The organism is Ruegeria sp. BHSB172 (genome assembly GCF_059613165.1).
In genome coordinates, this window is sequence record NZ_JBXWRZ010000042.1 from 1 (window position 1) to 21,201 (window position 21,201).

Below are 21,201 nucleotides of genomic sequence, written 5' to 3' on the forward strand. Positions count from 1 at the left end.
CGGGCGATCCCAAACTGGGCGAGATGCTGGTGATGAACTACCGTGTTGCCCCTCTGGATGACCGCCAGCGTGCGATGCTGGACTTTGCGGCCAAGATGACCACCGCCAGCGCCGAGATCGAGGAGCCCGACCGCCAGCGCCTGCGCGACGTGGGGTTCTCGGATCGCGACATCTGGGACATCGCCAACGTGGCCGGGTTCTTCAATATGACCAACCGGGTGGCCAGCGCAACGGCGATGCAGCCCAATGACGGCTACCACGCCCAGTCGCGATGATCCGCCGTGCCGCCTTGCTGATCTGGCTGCTGGGCGGGCCGGTTGCGGCCCAGACCCTGACGCTGCCTGACAGCGCCCGGCAGGTCAGCGAACGCATCAGCCCCTTGGACAGCTATGACATGCCGATCGGGCCTTTTGCCGACGGCTCGGTGCCGGTGCGTCCGGTCGAAGGGCGGGTCGAGCGGATCACCTGGCGCCTGCAGGCGGGGTCCAGCACCACGCTGCAGTTGCTGGCGCCGCTGCGTGACCATCTGAATGCACAGGGTTATGACATCGTGTTCGAATGCGAGGCCCGCAACTGCGGGGGTTTCGATTTCCGCTTTGCCATCGAGGTGGTGCCGACCCCCGACATGAACGTGTCCATCAACGATTATCGCTTTCTGTCCGCGACGCGCGGCGAAGAAGTGCTGACCCTGCTGGTCAGCCGCAGCCCACCCGATGGGTATCTGCAGATGATCCGCGTCACACCCCAAGGCGCAAAACCGCCGCCCCTGGTGGTCGAAGAGACGGTTCAGGGCGCAGGCGGCCTTCTGTCCGATCTGACGCGCGATGGCCATGTTATACTGGATGATCTGAGTTTCGAATCCGGCGCCGTCGCACTGGGCGAAGGTCCGTTTGCTTCGTTGGCCTTGTTGGCCGCCTATCTGGCGGACAATCCGGGGGCGCGGCTGGCGTTGGTCGGCCACACCGACGACACCGGAGACCTGCAGGCGAATATCGATGTCAGCACCCGCCGTGCCCAGGCCGTGCGAACCCGCCTGATCGAACGGCACGGCGTTGCCCCCGACCGGGTACAGGCGCAAGGGGTGGGATATCTGGCGCCGTTGACGTCGAACGCCACCCCGGAAGGCCGCGAACTGAACCGCCGGGTCGAGGCGGTGCTGCTGGTCAACTGAGCCTTGCCAAAAAAATGGCCCACGCAGGACGCGCGGGCCGTTCAGGTGCCACCGGGAGAATTACCAGTCCATCGGCCCCTTTTCAGCGAAGGAGTCGACAAGAAAATCAATGAAGGCGCGCACCTTGGGCTGGGTAAACCGGCCCGGCGGGTACACCGCATAGATGCCCTGTACCTCGTCCGGCAGCGACGGCATAGCGTCCACCACCTTGCCCGATTTCAGCGCATCCGCATACAGATAGCTGGGCAGATAGGCGATACCCAACCCCGAGATCGCTGCGTTCAGCAGCGACTGCCCGTCATTCACGCTCAGCCATCCGGCCGTGCGCACCTGCCGCTTTTCGCCCGACGGCGCCGTCAGTTTCCAGACATTGCCCGAGGACTGGCTGGAGTAATGCAGCAGCTTGTGTTCGTTCAGATCGTCGATCTTTGCGGGCAGCCCAAAGCGTTCCACATAACTGGGGGCGGCCACCATGCGTTTGACCGTTTCCGTCAGCTTGCGGGCGCGCAGGGTGCTGTCTTCCAGTTCGCCGATTCGGACGGCCACGTCGAACCCTTCCGAGATCAGCTCGACATAGCGGTTGTTCAACACCATGTTCACGGTGATGTCGGGATAGGCGGCCAGGAATTCAGACAGGACCGGCGACAGGTGATTCACGCCGAAATCGGTCGCGACCGAGATCCGCAGCAGGCCCGACGGCGCCGATTGCATCGAGGTCACCAGCGCGTCGGCCTCTCCGGCGTCGTTCAACACACGGCGGGCGCGGTCGTAGTAGGCCAGCCCGATCTCGGTCGGCGAAACGCGGCGCGTCGTGCGGTTCAGCAGCCGCGCGCCCAGCCGGGCCTCGAGGCTCGACACATGCTTTGACACGGCTGATTTGGAAATGCCCATCTTCTTGGCCGCATCGGTGAAACCACCTTGGTCCACCACATTGGCAAAGGCCTCCATTTCGGTCAGTCGGTCCATTCTCGTTCCCCAGGTCTTCTGTTCGTTGTCCGACCATGGCCTTGAATCTGGGCGGAAACGGGGCAGACATGGGATAATATCAGGGTTTCGAATTGGATCGTTTGCGCTTCGGAAACGCGGAAACAGTGGTGTCTTGGGCGTATGACGCCCTGATGTTCCGGCGGTTTTTGGAGCATTTGCCCGCGCATGTTACGCTGGGATCGGCAATTCCTTGACCAAGGAGATGATGATGAAGATCATATTCGCGTGCATATTCTGCCTTGTGGCATCGGTCGCGCAGGCCGGAGGGCCAACCGCATCCAATCCCGACGTCAAGGTCTATTTCGTGGATCCATCCGATGGCGACGCGGTGACGTCGCCGGTGACCATCGTCTTCGGTCTCAGCGGCATGGGGGTCGCACCGGCCGGGACCGAAAAGGAGAACACCGGCCATCATCACCTGCTGATCGACCGCCCGCCGCTGGGGCAGGGCGAAGACGGGGCCGACGAACTGTCCAATGGCCTGCCGTCAGACGCGCATCACATGCATTTCGGCGGCGGCCAGACCGAGGTAACGCTGGACCTAGCCCCCGGCCCGCATACGCTGCAACTGGTTCTGGGCGACGCCGGGCATGTGCCGCACTCCCCGCCGGTCTTGTCCGAGGTGATCACGATCACCGTCGAGGAGTGACCGACGGCCGCGCTCAGAGCGCAGCGGCCAGCCGGGTGCCTTGGTTGATCGCCCGCTTGGCGTCCAGTTCCGCGGCCACATCCGCGCCGCCGATCACATGCGGGGTGATCCCGCGTTCGATCAGCGCATCTGCCAGCGACCGCTCGGGCACCTGTCCGGCGCACAGAACGATCGTATCGGCCTTGATGACGGTCGGGTCGGCGCGCTCTTCTCCGAACGAGACATGCAGCCCCTCGTCGTCGATTCGCTCGTAGTTCACGCCGCCAACAAAGTTGACGTTCTTCATCTTCAGCGTCGCGCGGTGGATCCAGCCGGTGGTCTTGCCCAACCCCTTGCCATGCGCCTGTTTCTTGCGCTGCAGCAGCGTGACCTGCCGCTTGGGTGCCTCGGGCTGAGGGCCTTCGGGCGCGAGGCCTGAGCGGTGTTGTTCGGGGTCGGCGACGCCCCATTCCTTCATCCACAGGGGCAGGTCGGTGGTGGGCGAATGGCCCTCCTCCAGCAGGTATTCCGACACGTCAAAGCCGATGCCGCCCGCGCCGATCACCGCCACCGATTTTCCTACCGGAGCCTTATCGCGCAGCACGTCGATATAGTTCACGACATTGTCGCGGTCCTCGCCCGGGATCTGCGGGTCGCGCGGGTTGACGCCGGTGGCGATCACCACCTCGTCGAACCCGGCCAGATCGTCGGCGCCAACCTCGCGGCCCAGTTCGACCTTGACGCTCAGATCGTCCAGCATGGTGCGATACCAGTCCACCAAGCCCCAGAACTCTTCCTTGCCAGGCACCTGCTTGGCGATGTTCAGCTGGCCGCCGATCTCGTCGGCCTTGTCGAACACGGTCACGTCATGGCCGCGCTGGGCGGCGGTCATCGCCGTGGACAGGCCCGCCGGACCCGCGCCCACGATGGCCACGCGCTTGGGCGTGGCGGCCTTTTCGATCACCAGTTCGGTCTCGTGGCAGGCGCGCGGGTTCACAAGGCACGATGTCAGCTTGCCGCTGAAGGTGTGATCCAGACAGGCCTGGTTGCAGGCGATGCAGGGCGCGATCTTGGCCGACTCGCCGGCCATCGCCTTGGCCACGAAATCCGCATCCGCCAGCATCGGCCGCGCCAGAGAAACCATGTCGGCGCAGCCCTCGGCCAGCACCTGCTCGGCCACTTCGGGCGTGTTGATCCGGTTCGAGGTGATGACCGGAATCCCCACCTTGCCCATCAGCTTCTTCGTCACCCAGGCAAAGGCCGCGCGCGGGACGCTGGTGGCGATGGTCGGGATCCGCGCCTCGTGCCAGCCGATGCCGGTGTTGATTATCGTCGCCCCGGCCTTTTCGACCGCTTGCGCTAGCTGCACCACTTCTTCATGAGTCGAACCATTCGGCACAAGGTCGATCATCGACAGCCGGTAGATGATGATGAAATCGGTACCCACCGCCGCGCGGGTGCGGCGGACGATTTCCAGCGGCAGACGCATCCGGTTCTCATAGGACCCGCCCCAGCGGTCGGTGCGCTTGTTGGTGTGGGTCACGAGGAACTGGTTGATGAAATACCCCTCGGACCCCATGATCTCGACCCCGTCATAGCCCGCCTTCTGGGCCAGCACGGCGGCGTTCACGATGTCGCTGATCTGTTTCTCGATGCCGTCCTCGTCCAGCTCGGTCGGCGGGAAAGGCGAGATCGGCGACTTCACCGGGCTGGGCGCCACGCATTTCGGCCCATAGGCATAGCGGCCCGCATGCAGGATCTGCATGGCGATCTTGCCGCCCGCCTGGTGCACCCGGTCGGTGACGATCGAATGGTTCGCCACGTCCTTGTCGCTGGTCATCATCGCCGCCCCCGGCAGGACCGAGCCTTCGAGGTTTGGCCCGATGCCGCCCGTCACCATCAGCGCCACACCACCGCGCGCGCGGGCAGCATAGAACTCGGCCACCCGGTTCCAGTCGCCGGTTTCCTCCAACCCGGTATGCATCGAGCCCATCAGGACCCGGTTCTTCAACGTGGTAAAGCCCAGATCCAGCGGGGCCAGCAGGTGTGGGTAGTCGGTCATCAGAATCTCCCTTGCTTGCGCGCACCATTGCTTTACGCGCAGGTCATGTCACGCCAAACGCCGCGTCAGACCCTTGCACTGACGCAACGACCGATTAGGAATGGGGCGACATCAAGCCCGGAGACCCCCATGACCCCCGAACAGATCGCCAAGCTGCCCTACCGCCCCTGCGTCGGCCTGATGCTGATGAACGATCAGGGCCAGATCTTCGTCGGCCAGCGCAACGACCGGTTCGAGGACGCCTGGCAGATGCCCCAGGGCGGCGTGGACGAGGGCGAAGACCCGCGCGCGGCGGCACTGCGCGAGTTGCAGGAGGAAATCGGCGTCACCCCCGACCTCGTGGAAATCGTGGCCGAGACCGACGGCTGGCTGCCCTACGACCTGCCGCACGACATCGTGCCCCACATCTGGAAGGGCCGCTTTCGCGGGCAGCAGCAGAAATGGTTCCTGATGCGGTTTCTGGGGACCGACGACCAGATCGACATTCAGACCGAGCACCCCGAGTTCACCCGCTGGAAATGGCAGGACCCCGACCGCTTGATCGCCGAGATCGTGCCATTCAAGCGGGACGTCTATGAGCGGGTGATGGAGGCGTTTCGGGGGTATTTGGGGTGAACTAGACCCCGGTCGAGTGGGTTCCGCATTGCGCACAAAGTTCCCGGTCCATGGTTCTCTGCTATGAAATTCGCGAACCTGTGTTAGGCCTTGTTCATGGCAAAGACCTCGACACAAACCGGAACGGCTATTCCCTATGCGCTTGCGGTTGCAGGCGTTCTTTTCGCGTCGATCTGCTTTGGGCTGGTGCCCTATTTCAGCAGAGGGCTGACGCAGCAGGGTGTCGCGCCTTATGCCGTCGCATTCTACCGCTACATCGTCGCGGCAATTCTGCTGCTGCCCGTTCTCGTCATGCACCGCAAAGCTTGGCGCGAGATTTGTTGGGGCCTCTCGGCAGGAGCCGTGATGGGACTTGGGTGGATTGGATACGTGACGGCGTTGGAGACCTTGCCCGCGTCAACCGTAGGCGTGCTCTACATGACCTATCCGGTTTTTACATTGGTCATCGCCTGGGCGCTTTTCTCTGATGCACCCACGCGGAGCGCCTTGCTCGCTTCTGGCCTTATCGTTCTGGCTGCAATCATTGCTGGTTCGCCCGCATCCGTGTCACCACAACACATACCAACTCTATTGGCGGCACTGGCGGCCCCGTTCGGCTTTGGTTTCGGTATTTGTGTTTTGGTCCACAGGCTGTCCCGCATCGCGCCGCTTGCGCGCATAGCCTCGGTTTCCTTGGGATCGGTTCTTGGGCTCTTTCCGCTGATGCTGAGTGCCGATGTGCAACAGTTGCTCCCGGAGGGGCAATCCGACTGGATCTTGATCGTCGGAATTGGCCTGGTCACGGCGCTTGTGCCTCAGCTCATCTACACGATCTGCTCGCCGTTGATCGGCGCCTCTCAAACCGCGGTCGTCGGAAGCATAGAATTGCCCACGATGTTCGTGGTCGGATTTGTTGCTTTTGGCGAAGCAATCACGGCGCCCCAAGCCATAGCCTGCGCTTTGGTTCTTGGTGCGATTGGAATCACCCGAAGCCGAACGACACGCACCTTGACCACTGTGATTGCGAAGGAACCGAAAAGGTAGGTTTGACCTCAAACCAACCCCTCGTCCCGCAACAACTCCAGCACGTTAGTATCCGGACGCGACGATCAGACCGACATCGAAACGGCCGCGAGTTCAACCGCTGGAAATGACAGGACCCCGACCGCCTGATCGCCGAGATCGTGCCCTTCAAGCGGGAAATCTACGAGCGGGTGATGGAGGCGTTTCGAGGGTATTTGCTTGCGTTAGCATTTATTCCAAACACTGAGAAAGGCGGCGACCGTTCTCCCCATCATTTTCGACCAGATAGAAGCCGTATTGATCACCATTTAGGGTGATCCCCGCACTATATTCATCAAACATCACGTTGGTAATGAATGTAACCGGCGGATTACTGTTGCCGAAATAATACGTGAGAGCTATTTCGGCGTCCGGAATTTGCTGTCCCTCATAAATAAACTCTAACTGTTCGTCGCGTCCAAGGCCTGACACTTCGATGCCACCGCCTTTGGAGCAATCCAGCGCGTACCTGCCTTCTGCATTTTTGATATTGAAGTTCTCATCGTACTGCGGAAGCCAACGCAAAAAGGATTCGCAATAAGGATCGGGCTCGTCCATTTCCCAACTCTGACACGGGCCGCCTCTCATTTCAGCAAGGCTGACTGCTGGCATCAGAAGCAAGAATGCGGCCGTTGCGAAGTTCTTCAAAGCCGGTCTCCTAGTCTATTCTGTCTTTGTTTTCTATTTGGCATTTGGCGATCAAAAAAATCGCCACATCTAAAAGTTGTGTAGTAAGCAACTTAAAGTGGCGTCAATAGGAAAATGTCGGTTTGAACCGTAACTTCATGCCCGCGCTTGCCACTCTGCGCAGTAGCCCAAACTCGCCCCCTCAAACCAACCCTTCCTCCCGCAACAACTCCAGCACGTTGGTATCCGGCCGCGGGCCGATATGGCTGATCACCTCACGGGCGCAGACATTGCCGATGCGGGCGCAGGTCTCTAGGTCGCGGCCGGTCGCCATGCCGAACAGGAACCCGGCGGCGAACTGGTCGCCCGCGCCGGTGGCGTCCACCGGCACGATCTTCTCGACCGGCACGTCGATGCGGCCCTCGTCGCTCAGCACCGTCACCCCGTCGCCCGAGCGGGTGCAGACCACCAGCGGGCAGATCGCCGCCGTGCGCCGCAGCGCCTCTTCCAGATCGTCGGTCTCGAAGAGTGACTTGATCTCGGCCTCGTTGCCGATCACGAAATCCAGCTCGTTCTCGATCAGCGACAGGAAATCGGCGCGATGGCGTTCCACGCAGAACGGGTCGGAAATGGCGATGCCGGTCTTGCCGCCGCCCTCGCGGCAGTCGCGCGCGGCCTCCAGGAACGCGGTTTTGCCCTTATCCTTGTCGAACAGATACCCTTCGAGGAACATGATCTGCGCATTTCCCGCCACCTCGCGCGGCACGTCGGCGGAACTCAGCTCCGAGGAAATCCCCAGGTAGGTGTTCATCGACCGCTCGCCATCGGGCGAGACGAAGATCATTGACCGCGAGGTCGGCAGCTCGCCATCCTGCACCGGCGGATTGACGAAATCCACCCCGTCCTCGTTCATCGCGGCGGCATAGAAATGGCCCAGCCGGTCGTCATGCACCCGCCCGATGAAGGCCGCGTCCAGCCCCAACGCGCCCGCGCCCGCGATGGTGTTGGCAACCGAGCCGCCCGGCGTCTGCACCCGGTTCTCCATCGAGGCATAAAGCAGCTCGGCCCGTTCGCGCTCGATCAGCTGCATGACGCCCTTCTCGATATCCATCATCTCGAGGAAATCGTCGCTGCAGGTGCTGATGACATCGACGACGGCATTGCCGATGCCGACAAGCTGGTAGGTTTTCATAGATTCTTGTCCTCGAATTGGCACAGGTCGCGGATGATGCAGGTGGCGCACATCGGTTTGCGCGCCTTGCAGTGATAGCGGCCGTGCAAGATCAGCCAGTGATGGGCGTGAAGCTGAAAGTCCACGGGAATATTGTCTTCGATGGCGCGTTCCACGGCGTCCACGTCCTTGCCGGGGCAGATGCCGGAGCGGTTGCCGACGCGAAAGATATGGGTGTCGACCGCCTGCGCTGGGTGCCGCCACCACATGTTCAGAACCACGTTGGCGGTCTTGCGCCCAACGCCCGGCAGCGACTGCAGCGCCGCGCGCGAGTTGGGCACCTCGCCGCCGTACTGTTCGACCAGGATGCGCGACATCTTGATGACGTTCTTGGCCTTCTGGCGGAACAGGCCGATGGTCTTGATGTGCTCGATCAGCCCCTCTTCGCCGAGGTCGAGCATCTTCTGCGGGGTATCGGCGATCTTGAACAGCGCGCGGGTGGCCTTGTTGACGCCCGCATCGGTCGCCTGCGCCGACAGCGCAACGGCGACGACGAGGGTATAGGCGTTCACATGCTCCAGCTCGCCCTTGGGTTCGGGGTCGGCCTGCTGGAACCGGGTAAAGATCTCGCGGATCGTGTGATAATCAAGCTGCTTTGCCATCCGGGCCTTAATGCCGCCCGCGGTGCCGGGTGACAAGCCCAAAGCCCGCTGCACTGGCAATGCGCAAGTTTCGGGTCGCCCCGTCGGGCCCGGCCCGGCTAGGATGGTGCAAGCCACAGCAAGGTGAATGCCATGAACGTCCAAACATCCGAATCTGGGTACCACTACAACGTGATGCGGCGAGCGATCGAGCTGATCGACCGGGGCGGCGAGTCCCTGTCGCTGGAAGAACTGGCCCGCCAGATGGACATGAGCCCTGCGCATTTCCAGCGCCTGTTCTCGCGCTGGACAGGCGTGTCGCCGAAACGCTACCAACAATATCTGACGCTTGGCCATGCCAAGGCGCTGCTGCGCGAGCGGTTCACCACGCTGGAGACCGCGCACAGTGTCGGCCTGTCCGGCAGTGGCCGCCTACACGACCTGTTCCTGAAATGGGAGGCGATGAGCCCCGGCGAATACGCCCGCAAGGGCGCGGGGCTGACCATCTATTGGGGCTGGTTCGAAAGCCCCTTTGGCCCGGCGCTGGTGATGGGCACGGCCAAGGGCATCTGCGGCATGGCCTTTGCGGCCGAGACCGGCGAAGAGGCCGCGATGCAGGACATGCTGTCGCGCTGGCCGATGGCCGACTATGTCGAGGATCCGATTCGCCTGCGCCCATGGGTCCTGTCGGCCTTCGGCGCGGCCAGCGACCGCCTGGAGCCGACGCCGCTGTACCTGATCGGCTCACCCTTGCAGATCAAGGTGTGGGAGGCGCTGATGCAGATCCCCTCGGGCCAGGTGACGACCTATTCCCAGATCGCGCAGGCCGTGGGTGCGCCGCAGGCGGTGCGGGCGGTGGGCACGGCGGTGGGCCGCAACCCGGTCAGTTGGCTGATCCCCTGCCACCGCGCGCTGCGCAAATCGGGGGGGCTGGGCGGCTATCACTGGGGGTTGCCCGTCAAACGCGCCATGCTGGCCTATGAAGCGGCGCAGGCCGATGCCTGATTGACTTGGGGTTCCGCGCCTGTCACAAGGCGCACAGGTTCGGGTCTCCTGCCGCTCGCGGCCGTTTGGCTTTGGTGAAACCCGGTTCAAACCACATCTGTTGCCCTTTCCCGGCGCGCGGATGGCAAGGCGAGCCCCGTCCAATACTCGCGCCCGTTTTTGGAAACGAGGCAAGACATGACACAGATCCGAAACATCGCCCCGGTGGGCGAGCTGAAAATGCAGGCCAAACGCCTGCGCGAGAAACTGCGTGGCGCAGGCGTGGCCCTGAGCCATGCGCAATCGCTTGAGATGAACGCCCATCAGCACGGCGCGCGCGACTGGAACACGTTGCACGCGTTGGCCGGAAACCGGCTGCACCTGAAGGTCGGAGACCGCGTGCGGGGCACCTATCTGGGCCAGCCCTTCACCGGGGAAATCCGCGGCCTGACGATGCTGGGCGACGGCGCGCAGCGGCGGATCACGCTGCAGCTCGACACTCCGGTCGACGTGGTGACCTTTGACAGCTTCTCCTCATTCAGGCAGCGCGTCAGTGGTCAGATCGGCTGGGACGGTCGGTCGACCCGCCACACGTCTAACGGCGAACCACAACTGGTGGTGCGCCCGGCATGACGAAAACGGGGCAAGGTGCCTGTCCGCGCCTTGCCCCGCATTTTGTGCGTTCCTGTGCCGGGTTTATTCCGGAGTCCAGCCGCTGACGGCCTTGACCTGGAGGAAGTCCTCCAGACCCCAGACCCCGCCTTCGCGTCCGTTGCCCGACTGCTTCATGCCGCCAAATGGCGAACCGGCGGCGCGCGACTGGCCGTTCATCTCGACCATGCCCGAGCGCAGTTTGCGCGCCATGCGGTTGGCGCGGGCGCCATCCTGCGTTTGGACATAGTTGGTCAGGCCATAGGGCGTGTCATTGGCGATCTCGATGGCCTCTTCCTCGGTATCGAAGGGGATCATCGTCAGGACCGGGCCAAAGATCTCCTCGCGCGCGATGGTCATCTGGTTGTTGGCGTCGGCAAACACGGTGGGGCGCACGAAGTAGCCTTTGTTGAACCCTTCGGGCCGACCGGGACCGCCGGCGACCAAGCGCGCACCCTCGTCGATGCCTTTCTGGATCAGGGCCTGGATCTTGGTCCATTGCAGCTCGTTCACGACGGGGCCGATATGGCGGCCTTCCTGCATCGCCGGGCCCACGGTGACCTTGTTGGCCACCTCGGCCGCGGTTTCCACCGCCTTATCATAAATCGGGCGCTGCACCAGCATCCGGCTGGGCGCGTTGCAGCTCTGGCCGGTGTTGTTCATCATGTGTAGCACGCCGCGCTTGACCGCCTTGTCATCGGCATCGGCAAAGATGACGTTGGCGCCCTTGCCGCCCAGTTCCAGATGCACTTTTTTCAGCGTGTCGGCGGCATTCTTGGAAATCGCCGTGCCCGCGCGGGTCGAGCCGGTGAAGCTGACCATGTCCACGTCGGGGTGGCCCGAAAGCTGAGTGCCCACGCCGGCCCCGTCCCCGTTCACAAGGTTGAACACGCCCGGCGGGAAGCCCGCCTCGTGCATCATCTCGGCAAAGATCATCGCGTTCAGCGGGCTTTGCTCGGAGGGTTTCAGAACCATGGTGCAGCCCGCGATGGCCGCCGCGCCAACCTTGAGCGTGATCTGGTTCATCGGCCAGTTCCACGGGGTGATCAGCGCGGCCACGCCGACCGCCTCATAGATGATCCGGTCACCGGGGGCATGATCGCCCAAGGGGCGTTCGAACTGGAAGTTCTTGGCCGCACGAATGAAATTCTTCAAATGCCAGATCCCGGCGCCCACCTGCTGGGTGCGCGACATGTCGATCGGCGCGCCCATTTCCATCGACATCGCCTGCGCGAGGTCTTCGGCGCGGGTGGGGTAGATCTCGATCAGCTTTTCCACCAGCGCGATCCGTTCGACCACTGGCGTGGCCATCCAGCCCGGCAGCGCCGCCTTGGCCGCCGCCACGGCCGCATCGGTATCGGCCTGACCGCCCAGCGAGATCACCGTGCAGGGCTCCTCGGTCGAGGGGTCGATCACATGGAAATCATTGGGCTGGCTGGGGGCGACCCACTGGCCGTTGATGTAAAAGTCGCGTTTCTCGATCATGGCGTGTCCTCTTGATCCGCATTCATTCGACCGCGCGGTCGGTTTTCTCGGGCACTCTGTCATTGCGGCCCCCTTGGGGCAAGGCAATTCTGGGAATTTGATCAAATTATTGATCGCACGTTTTTTGTCGCTGTGCCACATCAATGGTTTAACCTGTGGGCAAAGTGATTAGGTTTGCACCAACCGACTCGGGTTTTCACAGGAAAGGAGATGCATCATGGGTTTGCGCATCAACGATACCGTCCCCAATTTCACCGCTGAAACGGACCAGGGCACCATCCAGTTCCACGACTGGATCGGCGACAGCTGGGCGATCCTGTTCTCGCACCCCAAGGACTTCACTCCGGTCTGCACCACCGAGTTTTCGGCCGTCGCGCAATTGAACGATGAATGGGCCAAGCGCAACACCAAGGTGATCGGCGTGTCAGTCGATGGTGTTGAGGACCACAAGAAGTGGAAAAAGGACATCGAGGCCTATGGCAAGGCCAACCCCGGCTTTCCGATCATAGCCGATGACAGACTGGCAGTGTCCAAGGCTTTCGACATGCTGCCGGCCGAGGCATATCTGCCCGACGGCCGCACCCCAGCAGACAGTGCAACGGTGCGCTCGGTCTTTATCATCGGGCCGGACAAGCAGCTGAAACTGTCGATGACCTATCCGATGACCGTGGGCCGGAATTTTGCCGAGATCCTGCGCGCGCTGGACGGGTTGCAGATGAGCGCCAAGGGTGTGGCCACCCCGGCCAACTGGGTGCCGGGCGAAGACGTGATCATTCCGCCTTCGGTTTCGGACGAAGACGCGAAGGAGAAGTTCGGCGAGTTCGAGACGATCTTCCCCTATCTGCGCAAGACCAAGGCGCCGGCCTGACGGCGACCGGGTCGGGGGCTGTCTGCCCCCATCGCGCCCCAAGGGGCGCGATTCCCCCGAGGATATTTTCAGCCAGATGAAGCAGGCGCGCGCTGCGGATGCAGATGCAGTTGTGCTCGGTAGGCGGCGCGCTTGAATTCGCGGGTCAGTTTGTCGGTCAGAGGCGGTTTCGCCTGGATCGTCGAGCCGCCGATTTCGCCGGCCACCTCCCGGTTGCCGCTGCCCAACAGAGCATGGACGGGTTGGCCCGTGATCCAGTGCATTTGCAAAAACGTGTCCACCGGGCGGTCGATCTGGTCGGTGGCGACCAGCAGACGTTCCGCCGCCTTCCGCCCTACCACCTGACAGCAGCATTGCAGGCCGATGATCTTGGGCAGGATCAGGCGCAAGCCGTCGCGTTCAGCCAGGGTTTGGGCAGCGGTTTCGCGCTGCTTGACCGGGATGCGGATATAGTGGTCAGGTGTTGCGATCGGGCGTAGCAGTTCCAGCGCCGCTGACATCCGGTCGGGATCGATACGCAGGTCATCCTCGGCGGTGATGGCCAGATCGATCCCCTCATCGACCATCTTGCGCCAGATTCGTCGGTGGCTTTCGAACACGCCGATTTCGGCCGGGCGCAGGGCGAAGGGGTAGCGCGGGCGATGCAGGTTTCCCGGGTGCAGTGTGACCCCGGCAATCTGCGCTGGATCCCGCCCGTCGACCGCTTCGATCAGTTCGGCATTGGGCAGCTCGGCGCAGAGTTTCTCGGCATTCGGGCGGCGCGCGGTGCTGGACGACATGTGTATGACGAAGGATCGCATGGTACCGTCCATAAAACAGGGGCGCGGCCCGGGAAAGGCCCCGGGCGAACAAAAAAGACCCCGGCCGGAACCGGGGTCTTGGATCAAGCAAGGGGCAGGGCGGATTATTCCGCGCTTTCCTCTTTCTTTTCCTTCTTCTCGGGCACGATCTCTTCGCCGGTTTCCTGATCGACGCATTTCATCGACAGGCGCACCTTGCCGCGATCGTCAAAGCCCAAGAGCTTGACCTTCACTTCCTGACCTTCCTTCAGGACGTCCGAGGGATGGTTCAGTCGTCGGTTCTCGATCTGCGACACGTGGACCAGACCGTCGCGCTTGCCAAAGAAGTTCACGAAGGCGCCGAAATCGACGATCTTCACGACCTTGCCGGTATAGATCTTGCCCTCTTCCGGCTCGGCCACGATCGAATGGATCATGTCATAAGCCTTCTGGATGGCTTCGGCGTTCGGCGAGGCGATCTTGATGATGCCGTCGTCGTTGATGTCGACCTTGGCGCCGCTGGTTTCCACGATCTCGCGGATCACCTTGCCGCCCGAACCGATCACTTCGCGGATCTTGTCGGTCGGGATCTGCATGGTTTCGATGCGCGGGGCGTGGACCGAGAACTCGGCAGTCTCGCTCAGCGCCTTGCCCATCTCGCCCAGAATGTGCAGGCGGCCGTCCTTGGCCTGGGCCAGCGCCTTCTCCATGATCTCGGGCGTGATACCCGCGACCTTGATGTCCATCTGCAGCGAGGTGATGCCGTTTTCGGTGCCCGCCACCTTGAAGTCCATGTCGCCCAGGTGGTCTTCGTCACCCAGGATGTCGGTCAGAACGGCATAGGAGCCGTCTTCTTCGAGGATCAGGCCCATGGCCACACCGGCCACCGGCGCCTTGAGCGGAACGCCCGCATCCATCATCGACAGCGAGCCGCCGCAGACCGATGCCATCGAGGACGAGCCATTCGACTCGGTGATCTCTGACACAACGCGGATGGTGTAGGGGAAGTCGGTCGGCGCCGGCAGAACCGCCTGCAGCGCGCGCCAGGCCAGCTTGCCGTGGCCCACTTCGCGGCGGCCCGGAGGGCCAACGCGACCCACTTCACCGACCGAGTAGGGCGGGAAGTTGTAGTGCAGCAGGAAGTTCGATTTGAAGTTGCCGTGCAGCGCGTCGATGAACTGTTCATCGTCACCAGTGCCCAGCGTGGTCACGGCCAGCGCCTGAGTTTCGCCACGGGTGAACAGGGCCGAACCGTGGGTGCGCGGCAGCAGGCCGGTTTCGGCCACGATCGGGCGCACATCGGTGGTCGAACGACCGTCGATCCGCTTGCCGCCCTTCACCACGTCGCCGCGCAGGATGCCGGCTTCGAGCTTTTTCATCGCCGAGCCGAGATTCGGGTCTTCCAGCTGCTCTTCGGTCAGGGCGGCCTTGATGGCCTCGCGCGCGGCGGCCACGGCTGCGGTGCGCTCCTGTTTGTCGGTGATCGCGAATGCGGCGCGCATCTGCTCTTCACCGGCGGCCTTCACGGCGTCGTACAGCGCGGAATAGTCCGGCGGGGTGAATTCGAACGGCTCTTTCGCGGCTTCTTCGGCCAGGCTGATGATCAGGTCGATCACCGGCTGGATCTGCTGATGCGCGAAAGTCACGGCGCCCAGCATCTCGGCTTCGGACAGCTCGTAGGCTTCCGATTCCACCATCATCACAGCGTCCTTGGTGCCGGCAACAACCAGGTCCAGGCGCTGCTCGGGGTTCAGGCGCAGGTCCTGCATGTCGTCAACGGTCGGGTTCAGGACGTATTCGCCGTTGGTGTAGCCCACGCGGCAGCCGGCGATCGGACCCATGAACGGTGCGCCTGAGATGGTCAGAGCGGCCGAGGCGGCGATCATCGCCACGATGTCGGGGTCGTTGACCAGATCGTGGCTCAGGACGGTGCACATCACCAGAACTTCGTTCTTAAACCCGTCAACGAACAGCGGGCGGATCGGACGGTCGATCAGGCGCGCGGTCAGCGTCTCTTTCTCGGTCGGACGCGCCTCGCGCTTGAAGAAGCCACCCGGCACCTTGCCGGCAGCATAGTATTTTTCCTGATAGTGCACGGTCAGCGGGAAAAAGTCCTGACCGGGCTTCTGTTCCTTGGCGAAGGTCACGTTGGCCATGACACTGGTTTCGCCCAGGGTGGCAATCACGCTGCCGTCGGCCTGACGGGCAACCTTGCCGGTTTCCAGTGTCAGCGTCTCTTCGCCCCACTGAATTGATTTCTTCGTTACATCAAACATTTGCGTATCCTAGAAGGGAGCTCTCCCAGGCCCATCCCGGGTCTCCCGTTTGCGTGGCGGCCCCATTGCCGCCGACCCCATTCATCCTTGTTTCGAGTGCCGGGGTCAGGGCACAACGTCTCAGATGCTGCGCGCATACAATAGAATCCGCCGGATTGAAAGAGAAACCGAACGGCCCCGGCCCGCACGGGCAAGTGGGGCTATGGACGCACCGGGGTCGCGGCGCTAGGGTAGCGGAAGGAGGCGTTTCGTTGTCGTCGGATCGACCCAAGCGGAGGGACAGGTATGCGAGTCGGACGAGTGTTGGCCCCCTTGGCAGCCTTGCTGATGGCGGCTCAGGCGACCTTGGCCGGACCCGCGCCGCTGAACTGGTCCGACCTGCGCGACCCCTCGGTGCAGCAGTTCGAGGACCCCTATCGCGACCTCAGCCCCGAACAGTTCGACGATGTGCTGTTTGCCGTGCGCCTGCGCGGGCGTCTGCAACAGGATCGCGGCACCGCCGAGGAGCGTCAAAAATGGCAGGAATTGCTGGATGAAACCGAAGACGCCCTGGCCGCCGACGGAATCGATGTGGATTGGTTGCTAGGCCAACGCGAAGCGGTCACCGAGCGCCGCCGTCGCGCTGCCACGCAGGGCAATCCCGTGCTTGACGGTCAGACCGTGACCTTGGCGGGCTTTGCGATCCCCGCGCCACCGGATCCCGACGGGCGCGCCGTGGCTTATCTGGTGCCCGAACGCGGCATGTGCAGCCACATGCCGCCGCCGCCGCCGAACCAGATGGTCCGCGTTCGGCTATCCGATGACTGGGTGCCCACGTTCAATCACGAGCCGGTCCGCCTGACAGGTCGGCTTGTCATCGACCCGTCCGATCAGCAGATGGTCGTCGTGGACGGGTTGATGCCGATGCGCGCTACGTTCCGTCTTGATGTGATGGACGCCGAGCCGTTGGCACAGACGGCGCCGTCGACCGAGGATGCCGCCGAACGGCTGCGCGCCGCTGCCCGGCGCAAGACCGGCGGGGCCTCGGACTGATCCTGCCGGTCGAGGGCCGGCGAAAATCGCACCGAAACTGCAATATTGCGCAACCGGTCGTTTGGTCACGAGGTAGAATTCGTTCGCCGCAAAAAATGAAACGATAGGATTTCCGCCGGAACCCGCCCGGACTTGGACTCTTGCGAAAAACACGAAGCCTTACGGTAAGCGGTCATGTCTGTGCGCGTCCGGTCGCCCCGGGAAGTCGGGCGAATTGCCCTGCGGTTGGAGTTGCTGGCGTCATTGCCGCAACAAAGCCTTCGCAAATTGAATGAACATTGCGATGAATACGCCGACCCCGACGAAAATGTAGATCACGGTGAAGATCTTGCCGATCTTGGTCGCCGGGGACAGATCGCCGAACCCGACCGTCGACAGAGTGGTCGCGCTGAAATACAGCGCGTCCACCCAATGCCAGCCCTCGACGCTGCTGTAGAACAGCGTGCCGGACAGAAGAATAAGCACACACAGCAGCAAACCACCCCGAAAATGCGGATCATCCCAGGATCGGACGATCGCCTTGAGCAGACGGTAGGCATTGAGGATCAGAGCAATCATTCTATACGCCTTCAGGTTGTTTTGACGATTTCTTAGTATTCAACTTTTCGAGTGAAATTCCGCATGTACAAATCGGATTATTTGCTAAGATGCCGGTGTTTGACAGGAGATACTTCATGCGTATTCATCTTTTGGTGGCGATGGTTGCCGCCACCTCGGTTTCCGCGCAGCAAGACCCGGCTCAGACCCTGATCACCAATGTGCATGTATTTGATGGTGTCAACGACGGGCGCATCGAGAACGCGAATGTTCTGATCGAGGGCAACCTGATTGCGGCTGTGTCAACAGACCCGATCTCGGCCGAAGGAGCAAATGTGATCGACGGTGGTGGGCGCACCCTGATCCCAGGTCTTATCGATGTGCACTGGCACACCCTCTATTGTTGCAGCCCGCAAAGCTCGGTTGTGACCGATGATATCTTGGGTGTCGCGATCCGTGGTGCTTTGGGGTCCGAAGGCACGCTGATGCGGGGCTTCACGAGCGTCCGTGATGTTGGCGGTAATTCCTTCGCCATCAAGAAGATGATCGACGCCGGCGAAATCCCCGGTCCGCGAATCCTGCCGTCCGGTCCGCCGATCACGCAGACGGGCGGGCATTTTGATTACCGCCCTTATCAGGCGGTGCCGACAAACGAAGGCGATGCTTTGTGGTATTGGTACAGCGTTGGCCTGATGATGCAGGCAGACGGCGTCCCGGAAGTGACCAAGCGGGCCCGGGAAGTCATGCGTATGGGGGCCACGCAGCTAAAGATTTCGGGCGGCGGCGGTGTGTCGTCCACATACGACCCGCTGGACGTTCGCCAATACACAAAGGATGAAATCGAAGCCTTTGTCGAAGTGGCCGACACCTACAACACCTACGTTGCCTCTCATCTTTTCACCGACGATGCTGCGCGCATCGCGATCGAGGCCGGTGTGAAATCCATCGAGCATGGCTTCCTCATGAGCCGTGAGACCATGGAAATGATGCGTGACAATGACGTGTGGCTGTCCGTGCAACCGCTGCTGGATGACGAAGACGGGTTCTCCTTTGATGACCCCGTCAGCCAACAGAAGTGGATCGACGTGACCAACGGCACCGATTTCACCTACAAGACCGCAAAGGAAGTGGGGGTCAAAACCGCCTTCGGGACCGACATCCTGTTCGACCCGAAATTGGCCGAGCGGCAGGGTGCGTTTCTTGCCAAGCTGCAGCGGTGGTACTCTCCTTACGAGGTTCTGCAGATGGCCACTTCGACCAATGCCGAACTGCTGGAATTGTCCGGCCCCCGGCACCCTTATCAGCAAGGACCGCTGGGCCAGATTACAGAAGGCGCTTATGCCGATTTGATCCTTGTGGATGGCAACCCGCTAGAAGACATCGATCTGGTTGCCGACCCACACGAAAACTTCGACCTGATCATGAAAGACGGTGTGGTCTACAAGAATACGCTGGACTGAACACCGTGCTCCTCTTACAAAAAAACGCCCGCCAAATGGCGGGCGTCTCGAACTTGAAAGCGGTGTGTTCCGCGCTTAGCGGCGGATGCCCAGCTTTTTGATCAGGTCCTGATACCGGGCTTCGTTCTTGCCCTTTAGGTAGTCCAGCAGCTTGCGGCGCTGGGCGACCATCTTCAGCAGACCACGGCGGCCGTGGTTGTCTTTCTTGTGGGTCTTGAAGTGCTCGGTCAGGGTGTTGATGCGCGAGGTCAGGATGGCAACCTGGACTTCCGGCGAACCGGTGTCGCCGTCCTTGGTTGCGAATTCTTTCATGACGCGTGCTTTTTCTTCGGCAGTGATCGACATCGGGGTCTCCTTTACAGGTTAGAGTTGATGGCGCAGGCCGGGATGTCGTCCAGCACAGGCCCATGGAGAAAACCGCACCGATTCCGATGCGGATGGGCGCGTATAGGCGCATTTGGCGCAAATGGCAAAGGGATTCTGGTCCGTCAGCCGGTGGCGGTGGATTGGGAGTTCGTCAAGGTCGAAACCAGCTCGATATCGTCCAGCGTCAGCCCCTCGGCGTCGAGCAGCTGTGCCACCAACTGCCCGTTGACCAGCACCTGCGTCATGTCCGGGTTGTCGGCATCCTGTTCGATCGAGATCTCGGGCGCCTCGGGCTGGTCCCAGGACACCAGCAGCTTGTCCTGCCCGTGGGCAAAATCCATGACGGTCACTTCCGGCCCGTCCGGGGCGCCGTCGAAGATGAACGTGTCGCTGCCCGCGCCGCCGGTGGCGATGTCGCCCGGGCCGGCCAGGATGGTGTCGTCTCCGGCCCCCCCGTTCAGAAAATCGGTGTCCGGGGTGTCTTCGCCATCGGACCCGTCCAGCGTGTCGTCCCCGTCGCCGCCGAACAGGGCATCCTCGCCCGCGCCGCCGGACAGGTGGTCATCGCCATCGCCGCCCTGCAGCGAATCCTCGCCCGAGTCACCGGCCAAGCGGTCGTTACCCTGCCCACCATAAAGCTCGTCCGCGCCGGAACCGCCGGTCAGCTGGTCGTCGCCGTGGTGGCCAAACAGCCTGTCGTCGCCGGTGCCGCCATCCAGAGTGTCGTCGCCATCCTGCCCGTGCAGGGTGTCGTCGCCCGCGCCGCCGGTCAGCCTGTCTGCGCCCTGATCGCCGAACAGAACGTCATCCCCGTCGCCGCCTTCCACGGTATCGTCGCCGCCATATCCGTTGATCTGATCATTTCCTGTACCTCCGGCCAGAACATCGTCGCCTTCGGTCCCGGCAATGACCAGGTTGCCGTCATAGTCAGACAGTACGGTGCCGGCAGAGGGTATCTCTTCCGCATTCGTCGCGCTGTCCTCGGGCGCAATTTCGTCAGTCGCGGTTGCCGTGACGGGTTCGACAAGGTTGCCCTCGCTGGGCACGTCGTCGATCTCGAGCAGGTTGCCTTGGGACAGGTCGTCGATCTCTTCGTCATCGATCACGTCGGTGTCTGTCTCGTCCTCTTCCGAGGGCGAGAGGACATCGCTCATGGCATAGGCGGCGCCGCCGATGGCGGCCAGTCCAAGCAGGCCAAACAGGAACATGAAACCCTCCGAGCGGAAATTGCTCCGAGTGTGAAATATCCCACCCGATCAGGGCGTTGGTCAAAGGCTACCTTCCTCTTTGGTTAACCGTTGGTCACCGGCCCCAAGACTGCGGTTGCTGCGAATAGGCGATGTACAACGGGTGCTTGGGGTGGCCGTCCTTGGTCAGGCCCAGGTGGAACAGCGGCTGGCCGGTGCCGCGCAGCAAGCGCTCGACCGCCGGGCCGCGATCCAGATGCGCGCCATGGGTGCCCCAGGCTGCGATCACCTGATCGGCCCAGTCCACGCCGGCCAGGATGGCAGCGTCGTTTTCGGGTCCCACCGGATCGGCCGCTGCGCGCATCTTGCGCGGGTCGGTGTCGCGCCAGGCAAAGATGTTGGTCACTTGGAACGCCCCGAACCCCAAGGCCCGCGCGCGCCGCTCGCAACGCTCGACGGTCGGGTCGTTCTGCACCTCGGTCGCGGTCGAGGGGTTCAGCATCACGAACAGCGCCCGCCGCCCGGCCGGATCCCAGATGCGGGTCAGGCTGTAGCGATAGCGTTCGCAGTCGGAATAGACAGCTGTTGAGGGCGCATCGCCCTTGGTGTGGGAGCGGGTGATCATGCGCCTTC

At 62.4% G+C, this 21,201-nt stretch carries 22 protein-coding genes; 10 read left to right on the forward strand and 12 right to left on the reverse strand.

Annotated features, from left to right (window positions below; genetic code table 11):
• Together AC2FM3_RS14910 and AC2FM3_RS14915 are read left to right on the forward strand one after the other, a co-directional pair.
• On the forward strand, nt 1-275 hold a 275-nt coding region (locus AC2FM3_RS14910), incomplete at its 5' end, for a peroxidase-related enzyme (protein ID WP_496683262.1).
• A complete protein-coding gene (locus AC2FM3_RS14915; protein ID WP_496683264.1) occupies nt 272-1,171 on the forward strand; it encodes an OmpA family protein in 900 nt (299 codons plus the stop codon). The genes AC2FM3_RS14910 and AC2FM3_RS14915, both read left to right, overlap by 4 nt.
• Nucleotides 1,172-1,231: 60 nt before the next feature.
• On the opposite strand, the gene AC2FM3_RS14920 is transcribed toward AC2FM3_RS14915, so the two are convergent.
• The gene (locus tag AC2FM3_RS14920; protein ID WP_149774265.1) at nt 1,232-2,137 is read right to left on the reverse strand and encodes a LysR family transcriptional regulator; all 906 of its coding nucleotides are present in this window, start codon (nt 2,135-2,137) and stop codon (nt 1,232-1,234) included.
• Nucleotides 2,138-2,363: 226 nt separating this feature from the next.
• Here AC2FM3_RS14920 and AC2FM3_RS14925 point away from each other — a divergent pair, with 226 nt between their 5' ends.
• The gene (locus AC2FM3_RS14925; RefSeq protein WP_496683327.1) at nt 2,364-2,807 is read left to right on the forward strand and encodes a DUF4399 domain-containing protein; all 444 of its coding nucleotides are present in this window, start codon (nt 2,364-2,366) and stop codon (nt 2,805-2,807) included.
• 13 nt (nt 2,808-2,820) lie between these two features.
• Here AC2FM3_RS14925 and AC2FM3_RS14930 read toward each other — a convergent pair whose 3' ends face one another.
• Nucleotides 2,821-4,848: an FAD-dependent oxidoreductase gene (locus AC2FM3_RS14930; protein ID WP_496683268.1), complete on the reverse strand. Its 2,028-nt coding sequence runs from the start codon at nt 4,846-4,848 to the stop codon at nt 2,821-2,823.
• Between the two features lie 129 nt (nt 4,849-4,977).
• Between AC2FM3_RS14930 and AC2FM3_RS14935 the strand changes: the two genes are divergently transcribed.
• Nucleotides 4,978-5,463 carry an RNA pyrophosphohydrolase gene (locus AC2FM3_RS14935; protein ID WP_496683270.1) on the forward strand — a complete coding sequence of 162 codons (486 nt, stop codon included), beginning with the start codon at nt 4,978-4,980 and terminating at the stop codon, nt 5,461-5,463.
• Nucleotides 5,464-5,559: 96 nt separating this feature from the next.
• Nucleotides 5,560-6,486 carry a DMT family transporter gene (locus AC2FM3_RS14940; RefSeq protein ID WP_496683272.1) on the forward strand — a complete coding sequence of 309 codons (927 nt, stop codon included), beginning with the start codon at nt 5,560-5,562 and terminating at the stop codon, nt 6,484-6,486.
• A gap of 210 nt (nt 6,487-6,696) precedes the next feature.
• Here AC2FM3_RS14940 and AC2FM3_RS14945 read toward each other — a convergent pair whose 3' ends face one another.
• The 3 genes from AC2FM3_RS14945 to nth all read right to left on the reverse strand — a co-directional run bounded on the left by AC2FM3_RS14945 (nt 6,697) and on the right by nth (nt 8,964).
• Nucleotides 6,697-7,152, reverse strand: a complete 456-nt coding sequence (locus tag AC2FM3_RS14945) for a hypothetical protein (protein WP_496683274.1) — start codon at nt 7,150-7,152, stop codon at nt 6,697-6,699.
• Between the two features lie 181 nt (nt 7,153-7,333).
• Nucleotides 7,334-8,323, reverse strand: coding sequence for an adenosine kinase (locus tag AC2FM3_RS14950; RefSeq protein WP_496683277.1), 990 nt, complete (start codon nt 8,321-8,323; stop codon nt 7,334-7,336).
• Nucleotides 8,320-8,964, reverse strand: a complete 645-nt coding sequence (gene nth / locus AC2FM3_RS14955; RefSeq protein WP_496683279.1) for an endonuclease III — start codon at nt 8,962-8,964, stop codon at nt 8,320-8,322. The genes AC2FM3_RS14950 and nth overlap by 4 nt, the downstream gene beginning before the upstream one ends.
• A 132-nt stretch (nt 8,965-9,096) precedes the next feature.
• Here nth and AC2FM3_RS14960 point away from each other — a divergent pair, with 132 nt between their 5' ends.
• Complete coding sequence (locus AC2FM3_RS14960) at nt 9,097-9,948, forward strand: bifunctional helix-turn-helix domain-containing protein/methylated-DNA--[protein]-cysteine S-methyltransferase (RefSeq protein WP_496683280.1); 852 nt, start codon at nt 9,097-9,099, stop codon at nt 9,946-9,948.
• Between the two features lie 177 nt (nt 9,949-10,125).
• Nucleotides 10,126-10,560, forward strand: a complete 435-nt coding sequence (locus tag AC2FM3_RS14965) for a glyoxalase superfamily protein (protein WP_496683281.1) — start codon at nt 10,126-10,128, stop codon at nt 10,558-10,560.
• Between the two features lie 63 nt (nt 10,561-10,623).
• On the opposite strand, the gene AC2FM3_RS14970 is transcribed toward AC2FM3_RS14965, so the two are convergent.
• Nucleotides 10,624-12,063 (reverse strand): aldehyde dehydrogenase family protein, encoded by a 1,440-nt coding sequence (locus AC2FM3_RS14970; RefSeq protein ID WP_496683284.1) that lies wholly within the window; start codon nt 12,061-12,063, stop codon nt 10,624-10,626.
• Nucleotides 12,064-12,280: 217 nt separating this feature from the next.
• On the opposite strand from AC2FM3_RS14970, the gene AC2FM3_RS14975 reads away from it, so the two are divergent.
• Nucleotides 12,281-12,931: a peroxiredoxin gene (locus tag AC2FM3_RS14975; RefSeq protein WP_496683287.1), complete on the forward strand. Its 651-nt coding sequence runs from the start codon at nt 12,281-12,283 to the stop codon at nt 12,929-12,931.
• A gap of 68 nt (nt 12,932-12,999) precedes the next feature.
• On the opposite strand, the gene AC2FM3_RS14980 is transcribed toward AC2FM3_RS14975, so the two are convergent.
• Nucleotides 13,000-13,731, reverse strand: coding sequence for a glycosyltransferase family 25 protein (locus AC2FM3_RS14980; protein ID WP_496683289.1), 732 nt, complete (start codon nt 13,729-13,731; stop codon nt 13,000-13,002).
• A 104-nt stretch (nt 13,732-13,835) separates the two neighbouring features.
• Nucleotides 13,836-15,986 carry a polyribonucleotide nucleotidyltransferase gene (gene pnp, locus AC2FM3_RS14985; protein WP_496683292.1) on the reverse strand — a complete coding sequence of 717 codons (2,151 nt, stop codon included), beginning with the start codon at nt 15,984-15,986 and terminating at the stop codon, nt 13,836-13,838.
• 285 nt (nt 15,987-16,271) lie between these two features.
• Between pnp and AC2FM3_RS14990 the strand changes: the two genes are divergently transcribed.
• A complete protein-coding gene (locus AC2FM3_RS14990; RefSeq protein ID WP_496683295.1) occupies nt 16,272-17,018 on the forward strand; it encodes a DUF3299 domain-containing protein in 747 nt (248 codons plus the stop codon).
• Nucleotides 17,019-17,258: 240 nt separating this feature from the next.
• Here AC2FM3_RS14990 and AC2FM3_RS14995 read toward each other — a convergent pair whose 3' ends face one another.
• The gene (locus AC2FM3_RS14995) at nt 17,259-17,576 is read right to left on the reverse strand and encodes a potassium channel family protein (protein ID WP_496683298.1); all 318 of its coding nucleotides are present in this window, start codon (nt 17,574-17,576) and stop codon (nt 17,259-17,261) included.
• Between the two features lie 89 nt (nt 17,577-17,665).
• Here AC2FM3_RS14995 and AC2FM3_RS15000 point away from each other — a divergent pair, with 89 nt between their 5' ends.
• On the forward strand, nt 17,666-19,015 hold the full coding sequence (locus AC2FM3_RS15000; protein WP_496683299.1) for a metal-dependent hydrolase family protein: 1,350 nt from the start codon (nt 17,666-17,668) through the stop codon (nt 19,013-19,015).
• Nucleotides 19,016-19,090: 75 nt separating this feature from the next.
• Here the strand turns inward: AC2FM3_RS15000 and rpsO are convergent, their stop codons facing one another.
• From rpsO to AC2FM3_RS15015, 3 genes are all read right to left on the reverse strand, one after another.
• A complete protein-coding gene (gene rpsO / locus AC2FM3_RS15005) occupies nt 19,091-19,360 on the reverse strand; it encodes a 30S ribosomal protein S15 (RefSeq protein ID WP_490360262.1) in 270 nt (89 codons plus the stop codon).
• A gap of 143 nt (nt 19,361-19,503) precedes the next feature.
• Nucleotides 19,504-20,589 (reverse strand): calcium-binding protein, encoded by a 1,086-nt coding sequence (locus tag AC2FM3_RS15010; protein WP_496683301.1) that lies wholly within the window; start codon nt 20,587-20,589, stop codon nt 19,504-19,506.
• Nucleotides 20,590-20,683: 94 nt separating this feature from the next.
• Entirely contained in the window at nt 20,684-21,193 is a 510-nt protein-coding gene (locus tag AC2FM3_RS15015) for a DUF1643 domain-containing protein (protein WP_496683303.1), read from the reverse strand.
• Nucleotides 21,194-21,201 lie beyond the last annotated feature (8 nt).